The 23649-nt window shown below is 32.2% G+C and carries 24 protein-coding genes and 7 tRNA genes; 3 read left to right on the top strand and 28 right to left on the bottom strand.

What is annotated here, in order from left to right:
• The first annotated feature begins 258 nt into the window (after window positions 1-258).
• Window positions 259-330: transfer RNA gene (locus PHS07_01995), tRNA-Glu, on the top strand.
• Between the two features lie 11 nt (window positions 331-341).
• Here the strand turns inward: PHS07_01995 and PHS07_01990 are convergent.
• The 7 genes from PHS07_01990 to PHS07_01960 form a co-directional block, all read right to left on the bottom strand.
• Window positions 342-1670, bottom strand: a complete 1329-nt coding sequence (locus tag PHS07_01990; GenBank protein ID MDD4607092.1) for a UDP-N-acetylmuramoyl-tripeptide--D-alanyl-D-alanine ligase — start codon at window positions 1668-1670, stop codon at window positions 342-344.
• A 4-nt stretch (window positions 1671-1674) separates the two neighbouring features.
• Window positions 1675-3435, bottom strand: a complete 1761-nt coding sequence (locus PHS07_01985; GenBank protein MDD4607091.1) for a penicillin-binding protein 2 — start codon at window positions 3433-3435, stop codon at window positions 1675-1677.
• A 9-nt stretch (window positions 3436-3444) separates the two neighbouring features.
• On the bottom strand, window positions 3445-3837 hold the full coding sequence (locus PHS07_01980) for a hypothetical protein (GenBank protein ID MDD4607090.1): 393 nt from the start codon (window positions 3835-3837) through the stop codon (window positions 3445-3447).
• 23 nt (window positions 3838-3860) lie between these two features.
• Window positions 3861-4748 (bottom strand): 16S rRNA (cytosine(1402)-N(4))-methyltransferase RsmH, encoded by an 888-nt coding sequence (gene rsmH / locus PHS07_01975; GenBank protein ID MDD4607089.1) that lies wholly within the window; start codon window positions 4746-4748, stop codon window positions 3861-3863.
• 4 nt (window positions 4749-4752) lie between these two features.
• On the bottom strand, window positions 4753-5184 hold the full coding sequence (gene mraZ / locus PHS07_01970; GenBank protein ID MDD4607088.1) for a division/cell wall cluster transcriptional repressor MraZ: 432 nt from the start codon (window positions 5182-5184) through the stop codon (window positions 4753-4755).
• 205 nt (window positions 5185-5389) lie between these two features.
• Window positions 5390-6337, bottom strand: a complete 948-nt coding sequence (locus PHS07_01965) for a sodium:calcium antiporter (protein MDD4607087.1) — start codon at window positions 6335-6337, stop codon at window positions 5390-5392.
• Window positions 6331-9018: an HAD-IC family P-type ATPase gene (locus PHS07_01960; GenBank protein MDD4607086.1), complete on the bottom strand. Its 2688-nt coding sequence runs from the start codon at window positions 9016-9018 to the stop codon at window positions 6331-6333. The genes PHS07_01965 and PHS07_01960 overlap by 7 nt, the downstream gene beginning before the upstream one ends.
• Before the next feature lie 305 nt (window positions 9019-9323).
• Here PHS07_01960 and PHS07_01955 point away from each other — a divergent pair, with 305 nt between their 5' ends.
• The gene (locus PHS07_01955) at window positions 9324-10013 is read left to right on the top strand and encodes a hypothetical protein (GenBank protein MDD4607085.1); all 690 of its coding nucleotides are present in this window, start codon (window positions 9324-9326) and stop codon (window positions 10011-10013) included.
• 63 nt (window positions 10014-10076) lie between these two features.
• Here PHS07_01955 and PHS07_01950 read toward each other — a convergent pair whose 3' ends face one another.
• The 20 genes from PHS07_01950 to PHS07_01855 form a co-directional block, all read right to left on the bottom strand.
• Complete coding sequence (locus tag PHS07_01950) at window positions 10077-11312, bottom strand: S1C family serine protease (protein ID MDD4607084.1); 1236 nt, start codon at window positions 11310-11312, stop codon at window positions 10077-10079.
• 18 nt (window positions 11313-11330) lie between these two features.
• Window positions 11331-12098: a hypothetical protein gene (locus tag PHS07_01945; GenBank protein ID MDD4607083.1), complete on the bottom strand. Its 768-nt coding sequence runs from the start codon at window positions 12096-12098 to the stop codon at window positions 11331-11333.
• A gap of 11 nt (window positions 12099-12109) precedes the next feature.
• Window positions 12110-12469 carry a hypothetical protein gene (locus tag PHS07_01940; protein ID MDD4607082.1) on the bottom strand — a complete coding sequence of 120 codons (360 nt, stop codon included), beginning with the start codon at window positions 12467-12469 and terminating at the stop codon, window positions 12110-12112.
• Between the two features lie 12 nt (window positions 12470-12481).
• The gene (gene galE / locus PHS07_01935) at window positions 12482-13417 is read right to left on the bottom strand and encodes a UDP-glucose 4-epimerase GalE (protein ID MDD4607081.1); all 936 of its coding nucleotides are present in this window, start codon (window positions 13415-13417) and stop codon (window positions 12482-12484) included.
• A gap of 4 nt (window positions 13418-13421) precedes the next feature.
• A complete protein-coding gene (locus tag PHS07_01930) occupies window positions 13422-13970 on the bottom strand; it encodes an epoxyqueuosine reductase QueH (protein MDD4607080.1) in 549 nt (182 codons plus the stop codon).
• Window positions 13970-14821 carry a presenilin family intramembrane aspartyl protease gene (locus PHS07_01925; GenBank protein ID MDD4607079.1) on the bottom strand — a complete coding sequence of 284 codons (852 nt, stop codon included), beginning with the start codon at window positions 14819-14821 and terminating at the stop codon, window positions 13970-13972. Before PHS07_01925 ends, PHS07_01930 begins: the two co-directional genes overlap by 1 nt.
• A gap of 519 nt (window positions 14822-15340) precedes the next feature.
• A complete protein-coding gene (locus PHS07_01920) occupies window positions 15341-16588 on the bottom strand; it encodes a replication-associated recombination protein A (GenBank protein ID MDD4607078.1) in 1248 nt (415 codons plus the stop codon).
• A 283-nt stretch (window positions 16589-16871) separates the two neighbouring features.
• Entirely contained in the window at window positions 16872-17894 is a 1023-nt protein-coding gene (locus tag PHS07_01915) for an SPFH domain-containing protein (protein ID MDD4607077.1), read from the bottom strand.
• A 96-nt stretch (window positions 17895-17990) separates the two neighbouring features.
• A tRNA-Trp gene (locus tag PHS07_01910) sits at window positions 17991-18064 on the bottom strand.
• Between the two features lie 13 nt (window positions 18065-18077).
• On the bottom strand, window positions 18078-18326 hold the full coding sequence (locus tag PHS07_01905; protein ID MDD4607076.1) for a GIY-YIG nuclease family protein: 249 nt from the start codon (window positions 18324-18326) through the stop codon (window positions 18078-18080).
• 116 nt (window positions 18327-18442) lie between these two features.
• Window positions 18443-18598, bottom strand: coding sequence for a 50S ribosomal protein L33 (gene rpmG, locus PHS07_01900; GenBank protein MDD4607075.1), 156 nt, complete (start codon window positions 18596-18598; stop codon window positions 18443-18445).
• A 133-nt stretch (window positions 18599-18731) separates the two neighbouring features.
• Window positions 18732-18807: transfer RNA gene (locus PHS07_01895), tRNA-Thr, on the bottom strand.
• Between the two features lies 1 nt (window position 18808).
• Window positions 18809-18885, bottom strand: a tRNA-Val gene (locus tag PHS07_01890).
• A gap of 47 nt (window positions 18886-18932) precedes the next feature.
• Window positions 18933-19009, bottom strand: a tRNA-Ala gene (locus tag PHS07_01885).
• Window positions 19010-19095: 86 nt separating this feature from the next.
• A tRNA-Tyr gene (locus tag PHS07_01880) sits at window positions 19096-19181 on the bottom strand.
• Between the two features lie 33 nt (window positions 19182-19214).
• Window positions 19215-19290 (bottom strand) — tRNA-Thr (locus tag PHS07_01875).
• Between the two features lie 6 nt (window positions 19291-19296).
• A complete protein-coding gene (locus PHS07_01870; GenBank protein MDD4607074.1) occupies window positions 19297-20145 on the bottom strand; it encodes a hypothetical protein in 849 nt (282 codons plus the stop codon).
• 5 nt (window positions 20146-20150) lie between these two features.
• Window positions 20151-21002 carry a class II fructose-bisphosphate aldolase family protein gene (locus PHS07_01865; GenBank protein ID MDD4607073.1) on the bottom strand — a complete coding sequence of 284 codons (852 nt, stop codon included), beginning with the start codon at window positions 21000-21002 and terminating at the stop codon, window positions 20151-20153.
• A gap of 9 nt (window positions 21003-21011) precedes the next feature.
• The gene (gene tpiA / locus PHS07_01860) at window positions 21012-21788 is read right to left on the bottom strand and encodes a triose-phosphate isomerase (protein ID MDD4607072.1); all 777 of its coding nucleotides are present in this window, start codon (window positions 21786-21788) and stop codon (window positions 21012-21014) included.
• Between the two features lie 11 nt (window positions 21789-21799).
• Complete coding sequence (locus PHS07_01855; protein MDD4607071.1) at window positions 21800-22273, bottom strand: small multi-drug export protein; 474 nt, start codon at window positions 22271-22273, stop codon at window positions 21800-21802.
• Window positions 22274-22440: 167 nt separating this feature from the next.
• Here PHS07_01855 and PHS07_01850 point away from each other — a divergent pair, with 167 nt between their 5' ends.
• The gene (locus PHS07_01850) at window positions 22441-22677 is read left to right on the top strand and encodes a hypothetical protein (protein MDD4607070.1); all 237 of its coding nucleotides are present in this window, start codon (window positions 22441-22443) and stop codon (window positions 22675-22677) included.
• Between the two features lie 37 nt (window positions 22678-22714).
• Here the strand turns inward: PHS07_01850 and PHS07_01845 are convergent, their stop codons facing one another.
• Entirely contained in the window at window positions 22715-23638 is a 924-nt protein-coding gene (locus PHS07_01845) for a serine hydrolase (GenBank protein MDD4607069.1), read from the bottom strand.
• Between the last annotated feature and the right edge of the window lie 11 nt (window positions 23639-23649).

Here is a 23649-nt window from a genome sequence, read left to right as displayed (position 1 = left end):
AAAAATAAAAATTAAAAATGTCATTCCCACGCAGGCGGGAATCCAGGATTAATCACTTCTAACTTTTCTATAGGATTACCTTTTTAATTTAACGAAGTATATTTTAAAAATAAACTTCATCACATTAAACACTAGATCCCCGCTTCCCCGCCGAGTCGGCGGGTCGCTCCAGGATGACAACTTAAAAAATAAAAAATCACCTCTCAGTGATTTAAATCTTGTTTTTGCTTTTAAATTATGATAAACTAATAAAATCAAGGCCCCGTCATCTAATGGTTAGGATACATGGTTCTCAACCATGACACACGGGTTCGACTCCCGTCGGGGCTATTTAAAAAAATTTATAACAAAAAACCCGAAAAGGTTTTTTGTTTTTTTAACCACTTCTCTCCTTGTCTCACTAAAAGCTCTTCAGCTCGTAAGGGCTCAGCCATTAATTCTTTAACAATTTTTTCCATTCGCATACCTTGTGAACCTTTAATTAAAATCAAATCACCTTCTTTTATTTTATCTTGTAGAAATCGCCCAGCCTCTTCGGTTTTATCAAAATGAAATAAATTTTCTTCAGCCATACCAGCTTTTTTAGCTCCTAAAATTGTATCATTGGATTTTTCACCAACAGTAACTAAAATATCAACATGCGAAATAGCTACTACCCGACCAACGTCGCGATGACCTTCTTCAGTGAAAGACCCCAATTCCAACATATCACCCAAGACAGCTATTTTACGAGCTTGAACGGTTAATTCGCTTAAGGTTTCTAAACCTGCCTTGACTGAACGTGGTGATGAATTATAGGTATCATCAATGATGTAAGTATGTTTAATCCCTTCAATTAACTTCATTCTGCCGGGTGGCGACTGATAATTGCGTAAAGCCTCAGAAATTTCAACTAAATTCATATCGCGATAAATCCCCACGGCCGCGGCCGCTAATATAGAATAAATTTGGTGACGACCTAAAACTCCAGGTAGAAAAACCGGCACGACCGAACCACGATAAGTTAATTTAAAACTAATACCACCGACGACATTTTCTAGCTCTTGACTGCCATGATCTAACTCCTGACGAATAGTAATTTCTTCCGCCTTAATATCACTAATATCTGAAAAACCATAAGTTAAAATCTGTGCCTGTGTTTTTTCCCTAAACGAAAAAACATGCTCGTCATCGGCGTTTAAAATCGCTAAACCCTTTTTATCTAAAATTTCAATAATTCTTCTTTTTTCACGAGCTACTTTTTCAATAGTTTTAAAATATTCCAAATGGACTGGCGCGACCGTTGTCACAATGCTAATTTGGGGCTTACAAATTGACAATAAATAAGCAATATCACCGGGATGATCGGCTGCCATTTCTAAAACCAAAATTTCTGGAAAAGTAGAACATTTTATTAAATTTAAACTGATAGCTTTAAATAAAATTTTTAACCAAGCCAAAATTGATTTACCGGGCGCGTCTGTCCCTAAAATCGTAAAAGGCAAACCGAACTCATTGTTATAATTTTTTTCGCTCTTGCGTACGTTAAACTTGGAATTTAAAACAGTGAAAACCGCCTCCTTGGTCGAAGTTTTACCTACGCTTCCAGTAATGCCAATCACCAAAGGATGATGTTTTTTCACCACGCCCCTGGTTAAAATTTTTAAAATGTATTTAACTAATTTATTCATGTGTTTATTTGTTTATAGGTATCTGTAAATAGTTTAACAAAAATTTAGCGATTTGTCCAAAAACCGGCGCAGTTGACGAAGCTGCATATTTAACATTGGTTGGCTCGTCTAATTTTATCAACACGGCAAATTGTGGATCGTCAGCTGGACCAAATCCCACAAAAGTATGAATAGTTTTATTTGAATAACCGCCACGATTAGGATCAGGAACCTGGGCTGTGCCTGTTTTCCCGGCTAAATAATAACCTTCCACTCCAGCTTTTTCTGCATGACCATTTTCAATCACCGAGACTAACATACCCTTTAGCGTATTGGCGGTCGCTGGTGAAATAACCTGACGGACAAACTTAGGTTCATTAATTATCTCGGTTTGATCGGGATTAATTATTTTTTCGACTAAATAAGGTTGCATCATTTTCCCACCATTAGCAATTGTACTAAAAGAATTTAACATTTGGATTGGTGTAACAGAAATTCCTTGGCCAAAAGAAATTGTTGCTGTATAAATGTCTTTTTCTTCGTCTAAACGCGAAGTATTCCCCATTCCCTCACTCGGCAATTCAATCCCAGTTGATTCTCCAAAACCAAAATCTTGAATATATTGACGCATTGAGTGTGGTCCAACTTTTAAAGCTACATGTACCGAACCCGTATTTAAAGACTCTTCTAGTACCTCGGTCATGGTTTTCTGACCATGCGCTTTTAAGTCAGAATTTTTAATTGTGTAGCCGGCTATTTTAACCTCACCAGTGTCCTGATAAGTATCGTCGGGTGTAATTTTTTGAGTTTCCAATCCAATTGCCATGGTGATTGCCTTAAAAACTGAACCTGGTTCAAAAATTTTTGACACAGCTGAATTAATATACACATTAATATCATCGACTTGATTATATTCATTGGGATTAAAACTTGGCTCATTACACATAGCTAAAATTTTACCAGTTTGGGGTTGCATGATAATAATTGAACCGCTTTTAGCTCCGTAATGTTCAACTGCCTCCTTAAGTTGATTGCAAACAAAATGTTGAATTGGATAATCTAAGGTTAAAACTAAACTCATTCCATTTTTAACCTGTTGAATCGATTGAGAACCTAGGGCTATCATTTGCCCCAAAGCATCTTTTTCAGCTTCAATTGTGCCCTGTTGACCAGCCAATTCTTTCTCAAATTTTTCTTCTAAACCATAACGTCCCAAAATTTTATCATCGTCATGACCCACAAAACCCACCACCTGGCTAAACAAATCATTTTCTGGATAATAACGCTTAGTTTCTGATATAAAATGCAAACCTTCTAGATTCAAGGCCTGAATATCATCCTTTTGCTGATTGTTTAAATAATGTTGAATCGGTTCATAAATATCATCTTCCTTTTTAAGTCGCTGTAAAATAATTTCTTGATCTTCCGGAGTTAAATTTAAAACTGTGTTTAATTTTTCCAATGTCGCCGCTGGATCAATAATTGTATTCGGTACAGCATACAATAAATTTAATTCGACATTGGTAGCAATTGGATAATCCTTTTTCTGCTGACCTAAATTTAAATCATGATTATGAATATAAATCTCGCCTCGACGTGGTGAAACGTCTTGATAAAATTCATGCAAACCTGAAGCCATGGTTTTATAAAAACCACTATTAACAACTTGAAGTGAAAATAAACGGACAATAATTAAAGTTAAACAAAAAAAGATAACTATTTTAACAAAAGTTATCCGACTACAAGAATAATGTTTTTTCTTGCTATAACTCCTTTGATTTAACATAATTTAAAATTATTTAGCTGCCATCATTGAGCCAGAGATTGGTGTTAAATAATCAACGTTTTCCAAAGAAACCATTTTTAATTCTTGACTAATAGTCTTTACTCGACTAATTGATTGTAAATTCATCGCTTGTAATTCTAGCTGTTGATTATTTGTTTCTAATTTTTGAATATCTTGTTTTAATTCTTGAATTTTAAAACCGGCTGTAGCTAAAAAATTAACTTGCATTAAATAGACTACAAATAAAATTAAACTTGCCATACCAATTATAATTTTAAATTTGTGCAAATTAATTTTAAAAATGGACCAACTTTTAATTGCTTGAATTAATTTTTTAGAAAAACTTTGACACTCTAAGTTGGTTTGAAATTGATTGAATTTTGAGGCGTAAGTTTGGTACATATGTTTATTTTATATTTATGTTTTTATTTTTGTTTTTGAGCGACTCTTAATTTCGCACTGCGACTGGCTGGATTATTTTTTAATTCTTCTTCTGTCGCCTGAATTGGTTTTTTAGTTAAAATTTGTAAATCTGAATGATTTTTAAAAAAATGTTTGACTTGACGATCTTCCAGCGAATGAAAGGAAATAATTGCCAAACGTCCCTGGGGTTGTAAAATTTCAACCGCCTGCGGTAAAAACTGAATTAATTTGTTAATCTCGTCATTGACTTGAATTCTTAAAGCTTGAAAAACTTTAGTCGCTGGATGAATTCGACGTCTAAATTTGGCTGGATAAACTTGCCAAATCAAATCAGCTAACTCCTGACTGGTTTTAATTTCTTTTTCTTTTCTATTTTCAACTATTTGTTCAGCAATGCGACGGCTAAACCTTTCCTCACCATAATCTTTAAAAATTTCGATTAATTTCTGATCTGAAAAACGATTAATAATTTCTTGAGCAGTTAATTCTTGTTGTTCGGGGTTAAAACGCATATCTAATGGTTCATCTTGTTGAAAAGAAAATCCTCGGCCAGAAGTTTTAATTTGATCTAGACAAAATCCTAGGTCAACTAAAATTCCATGAATCGAAATATTTTTAAACTTGTCTGCCACTATTTTTTCTAAATTACTGAAATTATCATTGACCCACACGATTTGATTTTTAAATTCAGCTAAATTTTGCTGACTGCGTTGAATGGCTTGTGGATCATTATCAATGGCCAATAATTTTCCACTTGGACCAATCTTTTTTAAGATTTCTAAACTGTGTCCCCCATTACCGATAGTCACATCGATAAAATTTTGTCCTAATTGTGGATTCAAATATTCAATGACTTGATTTAAAAGAACTGGTTGGTGCAGAAACTCCATATTTTTAAACTCCTAACTCACCCAAAGCTTCGGCAATATCACCACTGTTTTTTTCGGTGCCTTGTTTATATTTTTCCCAAACTGTTTCATCCCAAATTTCTAAACGATTATATAAACCAGCAACAACAATCTTCTTTTTAACTTGAGCATATTTCCTTAAATATTCTGGCAAAATAACTCTCCCCAATTTATCCATTTGAACGTCCATGGCTCCAGCTAACATTAAACGACTAAAAGCCCGGGTATTCGCCTGGCTAATTGGTAAATTTGCTAATTGAGTAGCTAATTTTTCCCATTCGTTTTGTGAATATAAAAACAAACAATTATCTAAGCCACGAGTCACAACCGCTCCTTTAGATAATTCATTTCTAAACTTGACCGGAATTGCCAGTCTCCCCTTTTGATCTAGATTGTGATGATATTCACCAATAAACATAATTTTAATTAAATTGACTTATGCACACTTTAGATAACTTATCCCCACAATTATCCACATCAATCCACTATAAATATATTATAATCCATTTTTTTCCACCAGTCAAACCCATATCCCCACACACTAAAAACCTTTATTTAAGCCAAAAATAAAAAAACCAGCCGACTAATTAACGGCTGATTGTGGATAACTTTTATTTAAATTTTTAAATTGTTACATTAAAAAATAATTGAAAAATAACAAAAATTATATAAATAAAAATCAAGACTATCCCCTCTTTCCAAGAAAGCTTATTTTTGGTTTGCATTAAAATATCAAAAATAACCACAACTAAAATCATAAAACTTAGACTCAGAATATAACTATAAAAATTTTCAAAATAAATTGGTTGGATTAAAACTGTTATTCCTAAAATTAAAGTTATATTCGCTACCACACTACCCATCATATTACCTAGGGCCATATCGCCATGATCCCTTAAAGCCGCTTTGGTCTGAAAAATTAATTCTGGTAAAGAAGTCCCAATAGCTATAATTAGAATTCCAAACCAAATTGGTTTGAAGCCCACTATTGCTGTTATATTTAAACCCGATTTAACTAAAAAATTAGAACTTATTAATAGACAAACCAAACTGATCATTAAAATTAAAATTTGCTTATTGACTGTTTTTTTAGTAACACTAGAAACAACTTTATGAAAGGCACGCCGCTCACGATATAATTTAAACAAATAAATTAAAAAGAAAATAATTAAAGTCACCCCATCAAGTCGTGATAAATTACGATCTAAACTTAATATTAATGGTAAAAAACTAATCAACACTAAATATAAAGTATTGTCTTTAATAATACGACTTTCTGTTTTAATGCCACGCGCCAGAACCGCACTTAAACCAATAATTAAACTTAAAGCCACAATATTTGAACCAATCACATTACCCAAAGATAGAGTTGGAATTTTATCTAAAGCCGAAAAAACACCAATAAATAATTCTGGGATAGAAGTAGCTAGAGTAACGACAATAAAGGCGAGGGTAAATTCATTAATTTGAAAAGCAGCTGAAATTTTAGTTATAGCTTTAATTAAAAAATTAGCACTTTTGACTAGTACTAAACAACTTAAAATAAAAATTAAAATATTGAAAATTAACATTCGATTTGGTGGTGCTGTTTTTTATATTTTTTTAAAATAAAAATATACTTACCAATCTCAATTAAGATAATTTCAAATACACCCAACCCTAGAATAACTAACCAATCTTTGAAATCTAGAACAACTGTTCGTAAAATCATTTGAAAAAATGGTGCATAAATAGCTAACAATAGCATTACCAATCCAATTCCAATGCCACCGATTAAATACCAATTAGAAAAAATATTGGTTTGAAAAATCGAATAACGCAGACTCTTGCAAGAAAAAACATAAAATAAAGAATCCAAACCCAAGGTAGCAAAAATCATTGTGCGGACATATTGAATATCCAATCCTTGCTTAAATAAAACATAGAATAAAACAAATAAAATAACATTTGTTATCGTAGCAATAATTGAAATTAAAATTTTCATATCTCGATCTAAAATAGTTTTACTGTGTTCCTGAGGTTTAATTTGCATTACGTCTTTTTCAGCTGGCTCAAAGGTCATGGCAATACTCGGCAAGCCGTCAGCAACTAAATTAATCCATAAAATTTGCACAGCTAAAATCGGCAAGGGTAATTTTAATAACAAAGATCCAATCACCAAAACAACCTCCGAACTGCCATCAGAAATTAAATATAAAATAACTTTTTTGATATTATCAAAAATTACGCGACCCTGTTTGATGGCTGCCACAATTGTTTTAAAATTATCGTCAAGTAAAATTATGTCTGCCGTTTCTTTGGTTACTTCGGTTCCCGAACCAAGGCTGATACCAATATCAGCTGATTTCAAAGCTGGCGCATCATTAACCCCATCTCCAGTCATCGCTACAACATCACCTTGAGCCTGCCAGGCATCAACAATTCTTAATTTATGTCGTGGTTCAACTCGACTATAAATTATAATCTTATTAACTTTTTTCTTAAATTCTTGATCTGTTAAATTATCTAAGTCAGCCCCCTCTAAAACGTTTTCTTTTTTAACCTTAAGTCCAATTTCTTTAGCAATCGCTAAGGTAGTTAATTTATGATCACCAGTCACAATCACAATTTTAATTCCAGCTTGCTGACATAAATTAATAGTTTCTTTAATTTCTGGTCGTAAAGGATCTTTTAAAGCAATAAATCCAACAAAAACTAAACTTTGTTCTTTTTTAATTTTGTCTAAATTTAAAACATTTTTTTTACTTTCTTGATAGGCTAAGCCTAAAACTCGCAAACCCTTCTGAGTTAATTTTTCATATTCTTTTTTTAAACTTTTTAAACGCACACTAGTTAATTTAATTTTTTTATTATTAACATAAACGTAACTAACCATATCAAAAATTTTCTCTGATGCACCCTTAACGTAGATTTTAAAATTATTTTGATCTATTTGATTTAAAGTCGCCATAATTTTAGTCTCCGAAGAAAAAGGAGCTTCTTTGAGTCTTGGTTGCTGTTGATTTAATTCTGATCGATTTAAGCCCATTTGTGTGGCACCTAAAATTAAAGCTGTCTCGGTTGGACTACCAATTACCCGCCATTTTTTTAAATCATCTTGTGGATTTTCGATAACCGCATCGTTACACAAAACGGCTGTTTGAAAAATTAAATCTTTTTCTTTAGTAATCGCTGAAAAATTTTTAGTTTTAGAACTAGCAGTTAAAATTTCAGCTACTACCATTTTACCCTCCGTCAATGTGCCCGTTTTATCTGAACAAATAACTGTGGTGCTACCTAAAGTTTCAGCAGCAACCAGCTTTTTAACCAAAGCTTTATGTTTTAAAATCTTTTGCATACCAATGGCTAATACCGCTGTAATAGCTACCAATAAACCCTCTGGAATTGCCGAAACCGCCACAGCAATACTCACCATAAACATTTCAAAAAAGTTTTCACCTTCTAAAATTCCGATAATTAAAATTAAAACACAAATAGCCGATACGCTCACACTTAAAAAACGACTAAACTTGGTTAATTTAACTTGCAAGGGCGTTTGCTCTTCTTTAGTTTCCTTAATCATTAAAGTTATTTTTCCTAGCTCGCTTTCTAAGCCGGTTTGACAAACAACCGCTTGAGCTCGACCTCGAGTTACGACTGTTCCCATGTAAACCATATTTTCTCTATCAGCTAACGATGTCCCCTTGGCTAAAATTTCAATTTTTTTACTAGAAGGGACCGATTCGCCAGTTAAAGCCGCCTCATTAACTTGAAAATCATTTTCCTGAATTAAACGCGCATCAGCTGGTATTTTGTCACCAGCCTCTAAAAAAATAATATCACCAGGCACCACTTCTTGACTATTAATTTCAATCTCTCGACCATCGCGCATTACTCTAGCGGTGTGATGAACCATTTTACGCAATAGATAAACCGCTCTTTCAGCTTTATTCTCTTGTGCAAAACCCACTACTGTATTAATAATGACTGCCAATAAAATAACCCCCATATCAATATATTCTCCCAAAACCAAAGAGACTATTGCGGCAATTAATAAAATATAAACCAAGGGACTTTTAAGCTGATTAAGTAAAATTTTAAAACTACCAGAGGGTTTTTCTTCTGGCAATGTATTTAAACCATGTTTTTTTATTTTTTCCTCAGCTTGATTTGATTTAAGGCCACGTTCAGAGGTTTCTAAAATTTTAAAAGCCTGATCAATGTCTAAACTATGCCATAAATTACGCTGTGTGTTGTTTAAAAAAGAAATCATATTTAATTAATTTTGATTTAAATTTTCACTTAATTTTATTTTTATTTTACGCTCTTGTTTTATTTAAATTTAATAATCCTATACTCTTAGTATAGCAGAATAAAAGAAAATATAAAAATCAAAAATTTAAAATTTAAATAAAAAATCTAAAATTTTTTAATTCTTGAATCAAACTATAACTATATTATAAATTATCCACAATACAAAGCTTGACAAGAATTAAAATCTATGCTAAGATAAATATATAAATAAACATTGTACATTGATATTAATTATCGACAAAAAAAATATTCAAAGGAGAAAAAATGAGAAAGACAAATGTAGTTGTAGTTATTCTTCTGCTCGGGCTTCTGATTGGTAGTCTGATGGCAACCCACTACTATCTCGTGAATGGAGTAACCATGAACGAAGAGGAATATCAGAAATATAAAGCTAATAGAAAACCATACCTTGTGGATGGGGTGGCTATGAGCGAGGCTGAATATCAGGAATGGGAATCATACAAAGTCGCTGAAAACAAATCGCACATCATGCCTGATTATTGGCGAGAATTAGGAGAAGAAGAACGCATAAAAAGGATAGAAACCTTTCTCGCAACAGACAAAACAGATGAACATCGTTATACTTCCTCTGGTCAAAGACGGTCGTGTGGATGTTTTTCAGCTGAATTATATAAAGCTGGCTATGACCATGATATTCCTGTTTGTTTTGTGAAAGTAATGACAAAAGACAACAATTCGCATGAAAATCATGGCATAAACGCGGTCTTGATCGGGGAGGACTATACGCATTTTTCTTCTTGGTATTTTATTGAACCCCAAACTGACGAACGTGTTCAGATTGAAAGCTGGAGTATACCAAAAGATAGAATAGTCCACATAACTCGTATTATTGATTCACCCGGCGATAGATACGTGGCAACCGAGACTCTCATATCATACGAAATCTCTAACGATGGGGATGTCTCACTTCTTGGAGAGGCTATCGGTCGATAAATAACAACTCAAATCAAAAAGCCGGAGAAACCCCCGGCTTTTTAAAATTTAAATAATCTAATTTTATTCAACCGCGCCGAGTTTGATTTTAACTTTGCGTTCTTGCTCTTGATTAACGACAGTTAATTCAACTTCAGAGTTAGAATTATATTCATTAATTAATTTTAGAAAAGTGTGTTCATTGTTGATTGTGTCATTATTAATCTTTAGAATAATGTCTTTATTTCTTAAACCTAACGTATAAGCCAATGTTGTCTTGTCCGGATCACCATAAATTAAAACACCATCACGATATTCAACATAATCCGTGTTTTGTAAACCAGCCAACTGTGAAAATTCCAAATAATCAATTGCTATCCATGGTCGAATTAATTCGTCTCCTGAATCTAAATTTTGACCCGACTCTAAAACCTGGCCAAGAATATTTTTTAAATAACTTACCGGCACAGCTCGACCAGCCTGATCAATAATACCCAGAATTTTACTATCTAAATTAAAAATGGCCGAACCAACAAATTCTTGATTAAATTTATCACCCACCAACAAATACTCTGAAAAATCTTTTAAATTTTTAACTAAAGATTCAGTTTCTTTTAACTCTTGATAATTTAATTGTTGTAAACGACCGGTTTCCAAAAAGCCCTGTTGGCTAAAACTTAAAATAGCTTCACCCGGATTTAAATCTTCACCATTAATTAACATAGTAACTGGTAAATTCTCCGCCTGAATTTTCATAAAAACTATTTCCGTTAACGGATCAATCAAAATTTTATTCACATGGTAAATATATTTTTCCGTAGTTACCGCCACTAAATCTAAATTTTCTAAATTATACTGTTTTTCTAATTTTGGAAAAATATTCTTATGACTCACCAACCAACCATCACTAGACAAAATAAAAGCTCGACCCAAACTTTCAATTGGTAAATAAAAATTATCTAATAAATTTTGACTAGATGCTTTTTCTAAATAAATTTCAACCTGTTGTTTAATTAGACGATCAGCCAAGTCTTGAATTCTAATATCCTCGGTTACGGTGACTTTTTCGTGAGTTTGAATTGTAATTTCACGTTTAGGCAAGTGCTCCTCAATATCATATTCGCCTAGAAGTGGGATGGTAATATTTTTAGACGACAGAAAAACAAAAGTACCGACAAAACCACCAGCTAAACCTAAAATTATAGCTAATAACACTAACCAACCCCATCTAACCTTGATTGGCTGTTCAATTTTGGTGGTAGTATGTGATAAAAAAAAGTCTTTTAATTTATGTTGTCCTTTTTCTTTTTTATTTTTCATATTTTTATTTTTTAATTTTTAAAACCATTTAGCGCTAGTTAATACTAAAATTAAAATTACTAAACTAATTATAATATATTTTTTAAAATTATTTTTTTTAAGTTGATCACTCAAAAAGTCTAGACTTAAACCTGAAAATAAATAAAAAAACAAAGCCATCAACATGGCACCAGAATAAAAATTAATTGGCAATAAACTGACTATCCAAAAAAGTTCTATAAAAATTAAACCCAAAATCGGCAAAAATAAATAAGCTTTAACCGAAAAATCACACTGAATAATTAATAATTGATAAGTTAAAATAATAATTATAAAAGCTAATAAAAACTGGTTAAACCAAAATGGAACTTGTAATAAAAAGGTTATATTTAAGAACACAGCGGTGCTTAAAAAAACGCTAACTAAATTTAAAAATTGAAAATTGCCTTGCAAATAAGATTGATTAATTCTGGACCACAAAAACCAACGTTGCCAAATGCTACAATTCATACCTAAAATTATACTAATTAAAACCACCAAAGTATGTTTATAAATTGTAGCCGCCTGGGGCACAATTAAAATTAAAAATAAAAAAGAACTCACATAAAAAATAACCGGACTTAAAATTAGAATAATCTTTTTTTTAAATTCAAGTGTTTTAATTAATTGCTGATAAATAATTACTACCGCAAATACATTTAAACATAAAATCCACCAGACTAAAAATTGTTTTTTAAATAACAACTCTAAACTAACAAAAATAATTAATCCTAAAAATAAGCCTAAATATTTTTTAAAAAATTTCATTAGCTTAAAAATTAAAAAACAAACATCTCTTCTTGAATCTTAAGTTCCTGCCAGTCTTGTTGACCTTCATCCCATTGATAAACACTAAAAGACGCGACATGAGGTTGCTGAATATCATAAATATATTTAACATCAATTTGTCCGCCAATCCGTCGCGAGTAGTCAGCTTTTTTTTCTAGCAAAGGTGGATGTTGGCTAAAAACTAATTTAATTTTTCCCAAAGGCCCTTGAAATTCTATAATTTCTTTTTTAGCTTTAACGATTTGATTATGTTGATCTTGGCCAATTTCTTCTTCTACTTCTTGCTCATCTAAAATTTCAAATTTCTCTTTAATCCGTCCCTTAATGTCAATCCATTTTTCTATATTCATAAAATATATTAATTAAATTTTTAATTTTTGACTAAACCAATCAGCCGTTTCGTTCAGGCCCGCTTCCAAAGTATAATCTGGCTGCCAACCTAAAACTTTTTTGATTTTATGCGTATCGGCAATAAGTTGCTGAACATCGCCATCGCGATGAGGTAAATATTTAATTTTAGTTTCAACGCCCATAACCTTAAAAATAGTTTTTACTAAATTCAAAACTGATGTGCCCTTTTGCGAACCAATATTAAAATAATCAAATTTAATATCTGATTCCAAAACTAAAACATGTGCCTTGCTAATGTCTTTCACATAGACATAATCTCTAATTTGTAAACCATCACCATAAATTTGAATTGGTTCTTGTTTCAAAATTGCTTGGATAAATAACGGGATTGCATGAGTTTCTGGACAATGCATCTCGTTGGGGCCATAAGCATTAAAATAACGCAAGGCAATGCTATTTAAATTATAACTTTGATAGTAAGCGCTCAATAATTTTTCAAAAGCTAATTTAGATGCACCATAGGCGTGATTGGGATATTTGGCATCATCTTCTTTAATGGGAACATTATCTGGTTCACCATAAATAGAAGCTGTGGAAGAAAAAATTAATTTTTTAATTTTTTGTTTACGGCACGCTTCTAATAAATTTGCCCCTCCGGCTAAATTCTGTTCAATAGTAAATCTAGGTCGCTTAACCGAATACGGCACAACACTATGAGCGGCCAAATGAATAACCGCTTCACATCCTTCTAAGGCTTTTTTTATAAATTTAATTTGGCGTAAATCACCTTTAATAAACTCGGCCCGAGGTGAAATTAATTTTTTATAGCCAGTGCTTAAATTATCTAAAACCACGACTTTATATTGAGCGTGAATTAAATCATTAACAACATGACTCCCAATAAAACCCGCTCCGCCAGTAACTAATATTTTTTTAAACTTAGGCATAATTTTATTTATTTAAACTAAACACACAACCACAATAATTTTGACGATATAAATTATATTTTTGACTTAATTCAAGACTTTTTTTAAAACCATCTTGTTTTTTAAAGTCAGCACTATAAAATATAATATCATATTTAGATTCTAAATCCAAGCCAATTTCTTTAATTTTGGAAAAATTTTTATGGGGGCTGATACTCAAAGTGGTGGTAAAATTTTTAAATCCCAATTTCTTGGCTTGCTGAACTGTTTTTTCTAATCTAAATTTAAAACATAAATTACAACGTTCTCCACCCTCAACATCTAGCTCATGACCATTGATAAAACCTAGCCATTTTTCAATCTCATATTCGCCTTCAATTAATTTAATATTGTAAATCAAACAAATTTTACGTATATCTTGCAAACGTTTATTATATTCTTCTTTGGGTTGAATATTGGGATTGTAAAAATAAACCGTAATGTCAAAATCTGGTTTTAAAAATTCAATCACCTGACTAGCACAACCAGCACAACAAGCATGTAATAAAATTGTAGGCTTGTTTTTTTTAAACATTAAAATAATATACTTAAATTATAAACCAAATAACCCAGTACACAGCCCAAACCAATAAATGGTAAACCCGGCAAGGGACGATTATATTTTAGCAAAACATAATTGCATAAAGCTAAACCAGCCGTAGCACCTAACGCCACATAATAGCCACCCCACAAACCATAACGTGTTAAAACTGAAATGCTAAAAATAATTGGTATTGCCAAGTCACCAGTCCCTAGAAAAGAATAACGTCGATCTGGATTAACTAAATAAATCTTTAAATCTTTTAATCGATAATTTAAATTTTGCCAGCTATCCGTTATAATTAAAGCCATAATAGTTTTTTTCTCCGCCAAGCTGGTAAACATTTTAATCATTGATTTAATTTTAATTACCGCAATATAATCATAAATAGCTAAAATTAATAAAGCAATCATTAAATCTCTTGGCTGAAAATTGAAACCCAAGATACATCCGGCCATAATAATTGGCATAACTAATAAAATATTATGTAACCAAATTTTTTGATATTTAAAATATAAATAAACTCCGGCCACCGATAAAGCAATGCTGACTTCCCACGATAAAAATAACCCCGTAAATTTCATTGTTCCCCACCACAGCATAAAGCCGAAAAGAAATTTAAAAAAATGTCCGCGCTTAAAAAATTTAATAAAAACAATAATTAAAAGAGTGCCAATCGCAAAATAAATTATAAAAGTATACCAAGGTAAAGTCATCGCTTGATTGTTTCGAGTAGTAACTTTTTCTAAAATCGTTTGGCCAGAAAATAAAGCTAAAACTTGAATCAATAAAAAAGAAATTACACTAATTAAAAATAATCTAATTTTTGAACTCGCTCTTGACATATTTAAAAAATTACGCTAAACTAAAAATGAATTACTATGCTCATTACAAAAAAACATACAAAAGGAGAAAACATGGAAGAAATGAATCGTTGGGGGAAAAGGTTTCTGTTAGTTTCCACTGGAATAGCTATTCTTTTAGCTATATGTTATCACCTCTGGCCTAATCATGTAATAGGCATGAATCTACTTAAAAGGGTTCATTTAGCCTTTGGTTTCACTTTGGGCGTATTAAATGCCCTCTTTATGTGTCCCATGTTTCATTGGGGATTTTATAATAATACACCCTATATCCCCATCAAAAGATTTAAAGATCACTATCTCCTCAATCTGTATATTATTGGCGCAGGTAGCTTAATTTCTTTCGTAATCATTTGGATTGCCATAGGTAACATGCCCAAAATGATTATTATAAATATCCTAGCTGCTTTAACAACCTCTACCTTTCTGTCTGTCATAACTTCGTATATTTATTATCGAATAAAATACAGAAAATTCGGCCCGTCCTCGTGATGGGCCATTTTATTTTTTAAATTTATAATATTTTTTATTTTTTAATTTATCAGGCAAATACTGTTGATCAACTTGAGAATTTTCAAAGTTGTGCGGATATTTATAGTCCTTACCGTAGTTTAATTTTTTTAATAAATCTGTTGAGGCATTACGTAAGTGCAATGGCACGGGTAAATCTCCCTCATTTTTAACATCTTCTTTGGCAGCTAATAAGCCCAAATATGAAGAATTTGACTTAGGTGCGCTAGCTAAATATGTTGCAGCCTGAGCTAAGTTCAATTGTGCTTCTGGTAAACCTACATATTCCACCGCCTGAGCTGTAGCCGTAGCAACAACCAAAGCTGTCGGACAGGCATTTCCAATATCTTCCGAAGCTAAAATTACCATTCGGCGGGCGATGAAACGCGCATCTTCACCAGCTTCTAACATTCTGGCTAGCCAATATAAAGCTGCATCAGGATCAGAGCCACGCAATGATTTTATAAAAGCTGAAATTATATTATAATGCTGTTCGCCTTTTTTGTCATATATTAAAGCTTTATCCTGTAAGGCTTCTTTAATATTTTCTAAAGTAATTCCAACTTCACCTTGAGAGTTTTTCTGAGCTAAACTCACTGCTAAATCTAAAGCGTTCAAAGCTGTCCGAGCATCTCCCCCACTCATCTGGGCTAAAAATTCTAAAGTCTTTTTATCTATTTTAATTTTGTTTTTCCCCAAGCCCCGCTCTTTATTTTTTAAAGCTTGTTGTAAAATTTTTATAATATCTTGATCTAATAAAGGTTTAAAAACAAAAACTTTCATTCGAGACAATAAAGGACTAATAACCTCAAAAGATGGATTTTCAGTTGTAGCACCAATTAAAATAATTGTACCGTCTTCAACATACGGTAGAAAAAAATCTTGCTGAGCTTTATTAAATCGATGCAACTCATCAATAAATAGAATCGTACATTGCTGATAGGCTTTAAATTTTATCTGTGCCTGTTGAATAACTTTTTTAATATCAGCTTTATTTGAACTAACAGCTGAAAATTCAATAAAATCAGATTTGGTTAATTTAGCAATCAAGCGCGCTAAAGTTGTTTTACCACAGCCTGGCGGTCCCCAAAAAATCATTGAAAATAATTTATCATTTTCAATTGCTTGACGCAGTAAACGATTATCACCTACTATTTCGTTTTGACCTAAAAACTCGTCCAAAGATTGTGGACGCATGCGATCAGCTAAAGGTTGTTGCGAATTGATTTTTTGAGCCATATTCTTTTATTTTAGCATAGATTTAATATTTTAAAAATATGACTTAAATAAGTATCATTCTGAACTCTAGTCCGCCAAATCGGAGGATGTTTCAGAATCTAATAATACTTGTAACGTTTATTTAATAAAATGTTTATTCTAAATATAGATCCTGAAATAAATTCAGGATGACACAAATTTACAGAATTGCTTCCTTACTAAATCGGCTAGTCGCAATGACACCTTTACAAAAAACTCCCCGCACAACACGAGGAGTTTTTGATATTTAAAATTTTAATTTTTTTTAGTATCCAACATCCCTAAACATTGGCATGCCCGTGCTTGGATTAGTTGGCACATAAATTGTACCTTCGCGATTTTCTAGCTCTTTAATATATTGATAATATAAATAATTAGTGGTTAAACTTTGATTAATAATTGCCTGAGAGTCTCTCTGCCCTTCAGCTTCAATAATCTTACGTTCTTTTTCCTTTTTCTCTGTTTGCAATAAGAAATCGTATTTTTGAGCTTCCTGCTCTGCTTGAAGCTTTTCCTGAATTGAATTGGCTAAATTAGCTGGCAAAACCACATTTCTTAATAAGACCTCTTCGATAATAATCCCACATGGATTAATTTGAGTCTCTAAACTAATTTTAATGCCTTGCGTTGCCTCAGCTCTTTTTTCTGAATAAATATCTTTAGCTTCGTATTGTGCTATAACTTCACGAATGGTGCTGCGAATAGCTGGTCGAATAATTTTTTCCTCGTAATTTAAACCTACGTTTTTATAAACATCTGAAGCTTGATTTTCATTAAGACGATACAAAACTGTAATATCTAAATCAACGCTTAAACCCTCTTTGGTTAAAGCCGTAATGGCGTCTGCCCCAGTTTTTTTACCTTCGTTACTTATAATACTCATCGTATATTCTTCCGTCCGAATACCCATTTTTGTTAATTTAGCCAAGGGGATAATTAAATGGAAACCTGATGATCTTTCATTGTCGCTGACCTTGCCAAACAAAGAATAAACTCCCGTCTCGCCCGCATCGACAATTTGAATTGAAGCCAAAAACAACCATAAAACAAAAACAACCAGCACGGTTATCCATAAAATTTTCTTAGCATTTTTAAAACCCTTAAAATTGCTTATATTAATGGGTTGATTATCCATAGATTTGTTTTTTAATTTTTTAAATATTAAATAAATAATTATAATAGCAATTAACAGCCCAAGCAAAAATTTATTTTGTAAAAACATCGGCAAAAACGCCACCGCTAAAATAATCCAAATTAATTTTTTATTTTTATTGTCTAAGTTCAACATAAAATTTAAAATTTATTCTCATTACACAATGGCACGGGTGGAGGGAATCCCAGCTAGAGGCTGGTCACCCGCTGAGTGAGAACCCTTAAATAATTATGGCACGGGTGGAGGGAATCGAACCCCCGCTAGAGGTTTTGGAGACCCCTGTACTACCACTATACGACACCCGCAAATATTAACTAATTATTTTATATTTAATCTTTTAATTAATCCCCGATAAGATGAGCCAAATTGTTTTAATTTTCGTTCTCTTTCTTGTGCTAATAATTTATCATTATAAGCTTCATAATAAATTAATTCTAATGGTCTTCTATTTTTGGTTGATATCACCTTACCTTCTAAATGTTGAGTATATCTAGATTTTAAATCAAAAGTAGAACCTATATACAAATTTTTATCTTTTAAACTTCTTAATAAATAAACAGAATACATATAAACATTTTGTTTAAAATATTAAGCTGAGAATCGTCCCGCCTTTCGCGAAAGGCGGGATTGGAGACCCCTGTACTACCACTATACGACACCCGCACAAAAAGAAACTAAGCGTACTACTTAGTTTCTTTGTGTAGAGTATGTTTTTTACAATGCGTACAAAATTTATTTAGTTCCAAACGATCTTTAATTTTTTTCTTATTTTTATGAGAAAAATAATTAATTCGATGACATTCAGTACACTCCAATTTTATCAAACTTTCTTGTGACATATGTTTTATTAAATGTTAAATGTTAAATATTAAATATTAAATATTAAATATTGATTATTAATTATTAGTTGTTAGTTATTAGTTATTCTGGGGCCACCCGTCCGCCGATTTGGCGGGCGACCTACTGTTTTCTTGGAGCCACCCGTCGGACTCGAACCGACGACCTACTGTTTACAAAACAGTTGCTCTACCAGCTGAGCTAGGGTGGCATGGTGGGCATACGTGGACTCGAACCACGGACCTTCACGATGTCAACGTGACGCTCTAACCAACTGAGCTATATGCCCCAAAGAACTTTTAACCCACAGCTTAAGTTGTAAATCGTTAGTTATCTTGGTGGACCCAGGGAGACTCGAACTCCCGACCCCTTGCATGCCATGCAAGTGCTCTAGCCAACTGAGCTATGGGCCCACAATAACTTATAACCTATAACTATTAACTTACAACTTGTTTTAAACTTGAATTATGAGTTGTCAGTTGTTAATTATCGGTTAATTTGGTGGGCAGGGTAGGATTCGGACCTACGAAGGCGAAAGCCATCAGATTTACAGTCTGACCCAGTTGACCGCTTTGGTACCTGCCCCAATTAAAATAATTATTAATTAACAAAAAAATATGGAGCCCACTCGCGGACTTGAACCGCGGACCTACTCCTTACCATGGAGTTGCTCTACCAGCTGAGCTAAGTGGGCATAATTTTATTTTAATTTATTAACTTGATCTTGTAAATCCACTATTTTTTGATTATCGGGATTGACATCTTTTAAGCGAGCTAATATTTTTTGTGCCTGTTCTTTATCTTTTAAAATTATATACAAATTACATAAAAAGTCAAGGTATTTTGGGTTTTTGGGAGAAAACTCTAAAGATTTTTCCAAGTTTTTTCTAGCCAAATCGAATTTTTCTTTTAAATTATACATTTCGCCCAAGTCAAAATAAATTTTAGCTAATTCATTTTTAATTGCACTAATTGTGTCATCTTTTTTATCATTTAATGCTTTTTTAAACTCTTTCAAGTTCAAATCTAAAATATAATCAAATGTCTGCTTGGCGTGCGACAAATCTTTTTGCTTTAAATAAATTTCACCTAGATAACGATAAGCATTTAAATTGTTATTGTCTAAAGAAATAATTTCAATAAAACACTTTTCAGCTTCATTTAATTTTTCTTGCTCAATTAATTTTTTACCAGCTAAAATTAATTTATCAACTTTATATTTAAGTAATTTTGGACTCTTTTTTAAAAAATTCTTCTGACTATGACGATATTTTTTTTCTAAATTAGTTATTTTTTCATTCAATAAGCCCATTTTTTGATTCAAAAAAGAATTATTTATCTTTAAATTATCTTTAACTTTAATCCCCCATTCTTCCAAAGAACGTTTAAGTTTTTTCTGTAAAATTTCTTGCTTAACACGTTGATATTTTTCCGTCGGAATTTTATCTAAATTCACATTAGCTAAACGTGAAAATTTCTTAAAACAAATAAAAAAAATAATTATGAGACAGAAAACTATAACAGCTATCGGCAAAACATCGTAAATCATAACTTTTATTTTTTAAATAATTGAATTTTTTTACTAACTACTCGCTCAACCTCTTTGGCGCTTAAAATAAAATATTTACGCGGATCAGTTTCTTTTAAGTTACTACGCAAAGCCCGACGCAAGCCATTGGTAAATGCTATTTTTAATTCTGAATTAATATTAATGATGCGGATACCGTTTTGAATAGCAGCTTTGATATCTTTGTTGCTAATACCAGAACCACCATGTAAAACTAATGGGATTTTAATTTTATTTTTAATTTCTTTTAAACGCTGGATATCCAACTTAGGAACTTTGTGATAAAGTTTGTAAGTTCCGTGCACATTACCAATAGCCACGGCTAAAGTATCTACGCCAGTTTGTTCAACAAAATCTTGTGCTTGATCGGGATCAGTCATACCTTGATATCTTTTTTCTTGGCTAACTATACCTAAACGCCCAACAATCACTTCGCCCAATTCACCTTGTACCCAGACCCCACGCGCATGAGCAAATTGAACCAATCGTTTGGTTTTCTTAACATTTTCATTATAAGACAATAAAGAACCGTCAAACATCACCGAAGTAAAACCCGCTTGAATAGCTTGTTTAATTAAGTTTATATCCTTACCATGATCTAAATGAAAAGCTATGGGCACTTTTTGACTATTAGATTGAACAACTGTCTGAATTAAATTAGTTAATTCTGGCACACCAGTATAACGCAAAACATTTTCTGAAGTCTGAATAATTAAAGAAAAATTTTCTTTAACTGCTGCCGTCACAATAGCTTTAGTAAATTCTAAATTATAAGTATTAAAAGCTCCAATAGCATATTTATTTTTAACCGAAACAATGTTTTTAATGTGAGTTAACATAATATATTTTTATTTATTTTGACAAATAATTTTAACCATTTTTAACCATTCATCTTCTTTGACGCTCGCTCCCCCAACCAAAACACCATCAATCGTTGGTTGATCAATAAAGGCTTTAATTGTACTACTATCAATACTCCCGCCATAAATTATTCTAAAATTATTTTCTACAATTTCCATTGGATAAGTATCTATTAATTTTTGTCGAATAACTTTATGCGTATATTCAGCCTCTTCTGGGTCAACTGTTTGGCCAGAACCAATTACCCAAATCGGTTCATAACCAATGATAATATTTTGATTACTAATAACTGAAACATCTTTAATGGCTTTTTCTAGTTGTTCAATAATCACTAAATCTTTACGACCTTCGCGTCTTTCTTCAAAAGTTTCACCAATGCAAATGATCGGAGTTAAATTTTCCATCTGACAAGCAATTTTAACTTTGGAATTAACCATTTCGTTGCTTTCTAAAACATTTGCTCGTCTTTCAGAATGACCAATTATTACATATTCGCAACCGGTTTCTTCTAACATTTCTGGAGTGATTTCTCCGGTGTAGCTACCCTTGTTAGCCCAAAAAACATTTTGTGCGCCTAACTTCATGGGTGTTTTGTGAATTATTTCTTTAATTTCATCCAAAACCACAAATGGTGGGCAAATGATTAATTCTGCTTGATTGTTTTTAAAATGTTTTAATTCTTTACTGATTTTTTTAGTAAAATCTAAGCTTTCTTTTAGATTAAGTTTGGTTTTCCAGTTACCAATTAAAAATTTTTCTTGCATAATTTTAGTCTTTATTTAATTAAAAAATTTAAAAATGAAATTGTGCCAGTAGTAATCAAACTAACTATAATTCCAGCGATTAAAACGCCACTAGTAATTAAAACTAAACTTTTTTTGTACGGAATACCGAAAACAAAAGCCGCGACCGAACCTGTCCAAGCTCCAGTAATTGGCAAAGGAATGGCGACAAAACTAATTAAAGCCACAGCTCCCCAGCGTTCAAATTTCTGAGTATGTTTTAAACGAGTTCTTTCAAATAACCACTTAAAGAAACGTGCCATCAGTTTAGAGTGTTGACACAAAAATTTTGAAACTGGCTCCAATAACCATAAAATAAAAATAACGGGTATAATATTACCAATAACTGCTACAAAATAAGACTGCCAGATCGGCCAGTGATAGGCTCCGACCGCCAAAGGAATTGCTCCTCGCAATTCGCTAATTGGCGCCATGGCAGTTAATAAAACTTTAATTAATTCTGACATAGATACATTATATAAATTTAAGGTCCAAAAGTCAAAAAATTAATTTTTAAAACTAGTATTTATTTTATAATATGAACCACTAGCTCTTGACAAGAAATAAAATTTATATTAAAATGTAAGTAGTAACTTAATAACAAAAAAGAAATGAGGCGAGAAAGGAGGTGAAAATGTTAAAAATATTTACAGGAACTGGAGCAATAGGTACTATTGCCGAAGAGGTCGAAGAAAAAATAAACTTATGGATTGAAGAGGAGGGTAAAAATGAAAATACTATAATTAAAATCATTTCTGTATTACAAAGTGTGGGCACTAGTAAGCTTGGTGTCCCCATTCTCGTCATAACGATTTTCTATCAAAAAACAAAAAGGTACGTAGAAAAAGGTTCGATCATGCCCTACGAATAACTTCAACCGAAAGACCGTTGAAATATACGGTCTTTTTTTATTCCCACTCAAAATTTTCAAAGGTCCACCAAGCTAGCCCCTTCATTTCACGAAAACGTTCTGCGCTCGACCGATTTCCCAACAAAACAATTATTAAATCGTGTCCGCTGTGGTCTTGGACTTGAGTCGTTAAACAATAACCAGCTTCATTTAAAAAACCAGTTTTGCCACCAATTAATTTAAAATTTTGACCATCATTTAAAAAACTATCAATCAGTTCATCGGTATTTTTAATTGTATGTAAAACATTTTGATCGACTGTCCTGAAAGAATATTTATCTAGCAATACTGCTTGGAGAATTTTGGGTTGTTGAAAGGCATAACGCGTTAAAACTGCGATATCATAAGCTGTAGATTGGTTAGATGGATTTAAACCAGTTGGATCACTAAAATGAGTTTGATTTAAACCTAATTGTTTAGCTTTGATATTCATCCGATTAACAAATTCATCTGAGCTTAAACCGGTTGACCTAACCAAAGCTTTTACCGCATTATTGGCTGACCCCACTAAGGCACTATAAAACAAATCTTCTACTTTCAACTCTTCGCCATTATTTACAAAAACGGCCGCACCCTCAGCCTGATCTTGGGCTTGCATAGTAATAACCTGCGACCAATCAGGCTGAGTTTCTAAAAAAACAACCATGGCCATCAATTTAGTAATACTAGCTAAAGAATGTTTTTCTTGACTATTTTTTTCAAATAAAATTTTACCCGTAGTTTGATCGACAACAATAGCCGACCAAGCGTTTAATTTTAAGCCCAAGCTTTGGCTAGCTAGTTTTTGGCGGGGAAAAATTACATCTTTTTGGTTAATAGAAAAATGACCACTCTCAAGGGTGGTATTTAATTTGTCGACTGAAATTGTCGGCGAATAAATTTGAAACAGTAAAATAGCTGTTAGTAAAAAATTGACCAACATATTATTTTAAA

Source organism: Patescibacteria group bacterium (assembly GCA_028707495.1).
Classification (GTDB): Bacteria; Patescibacteriota; Patescibacteriia; order UBA2591; family JAQWAS01; genus JAQWAS01.
The sequence above is the reverse complement of the archived record's forward strand: the minus strand, read 5'-3'. Positions and strand labels throughout refer to the sequence as shown.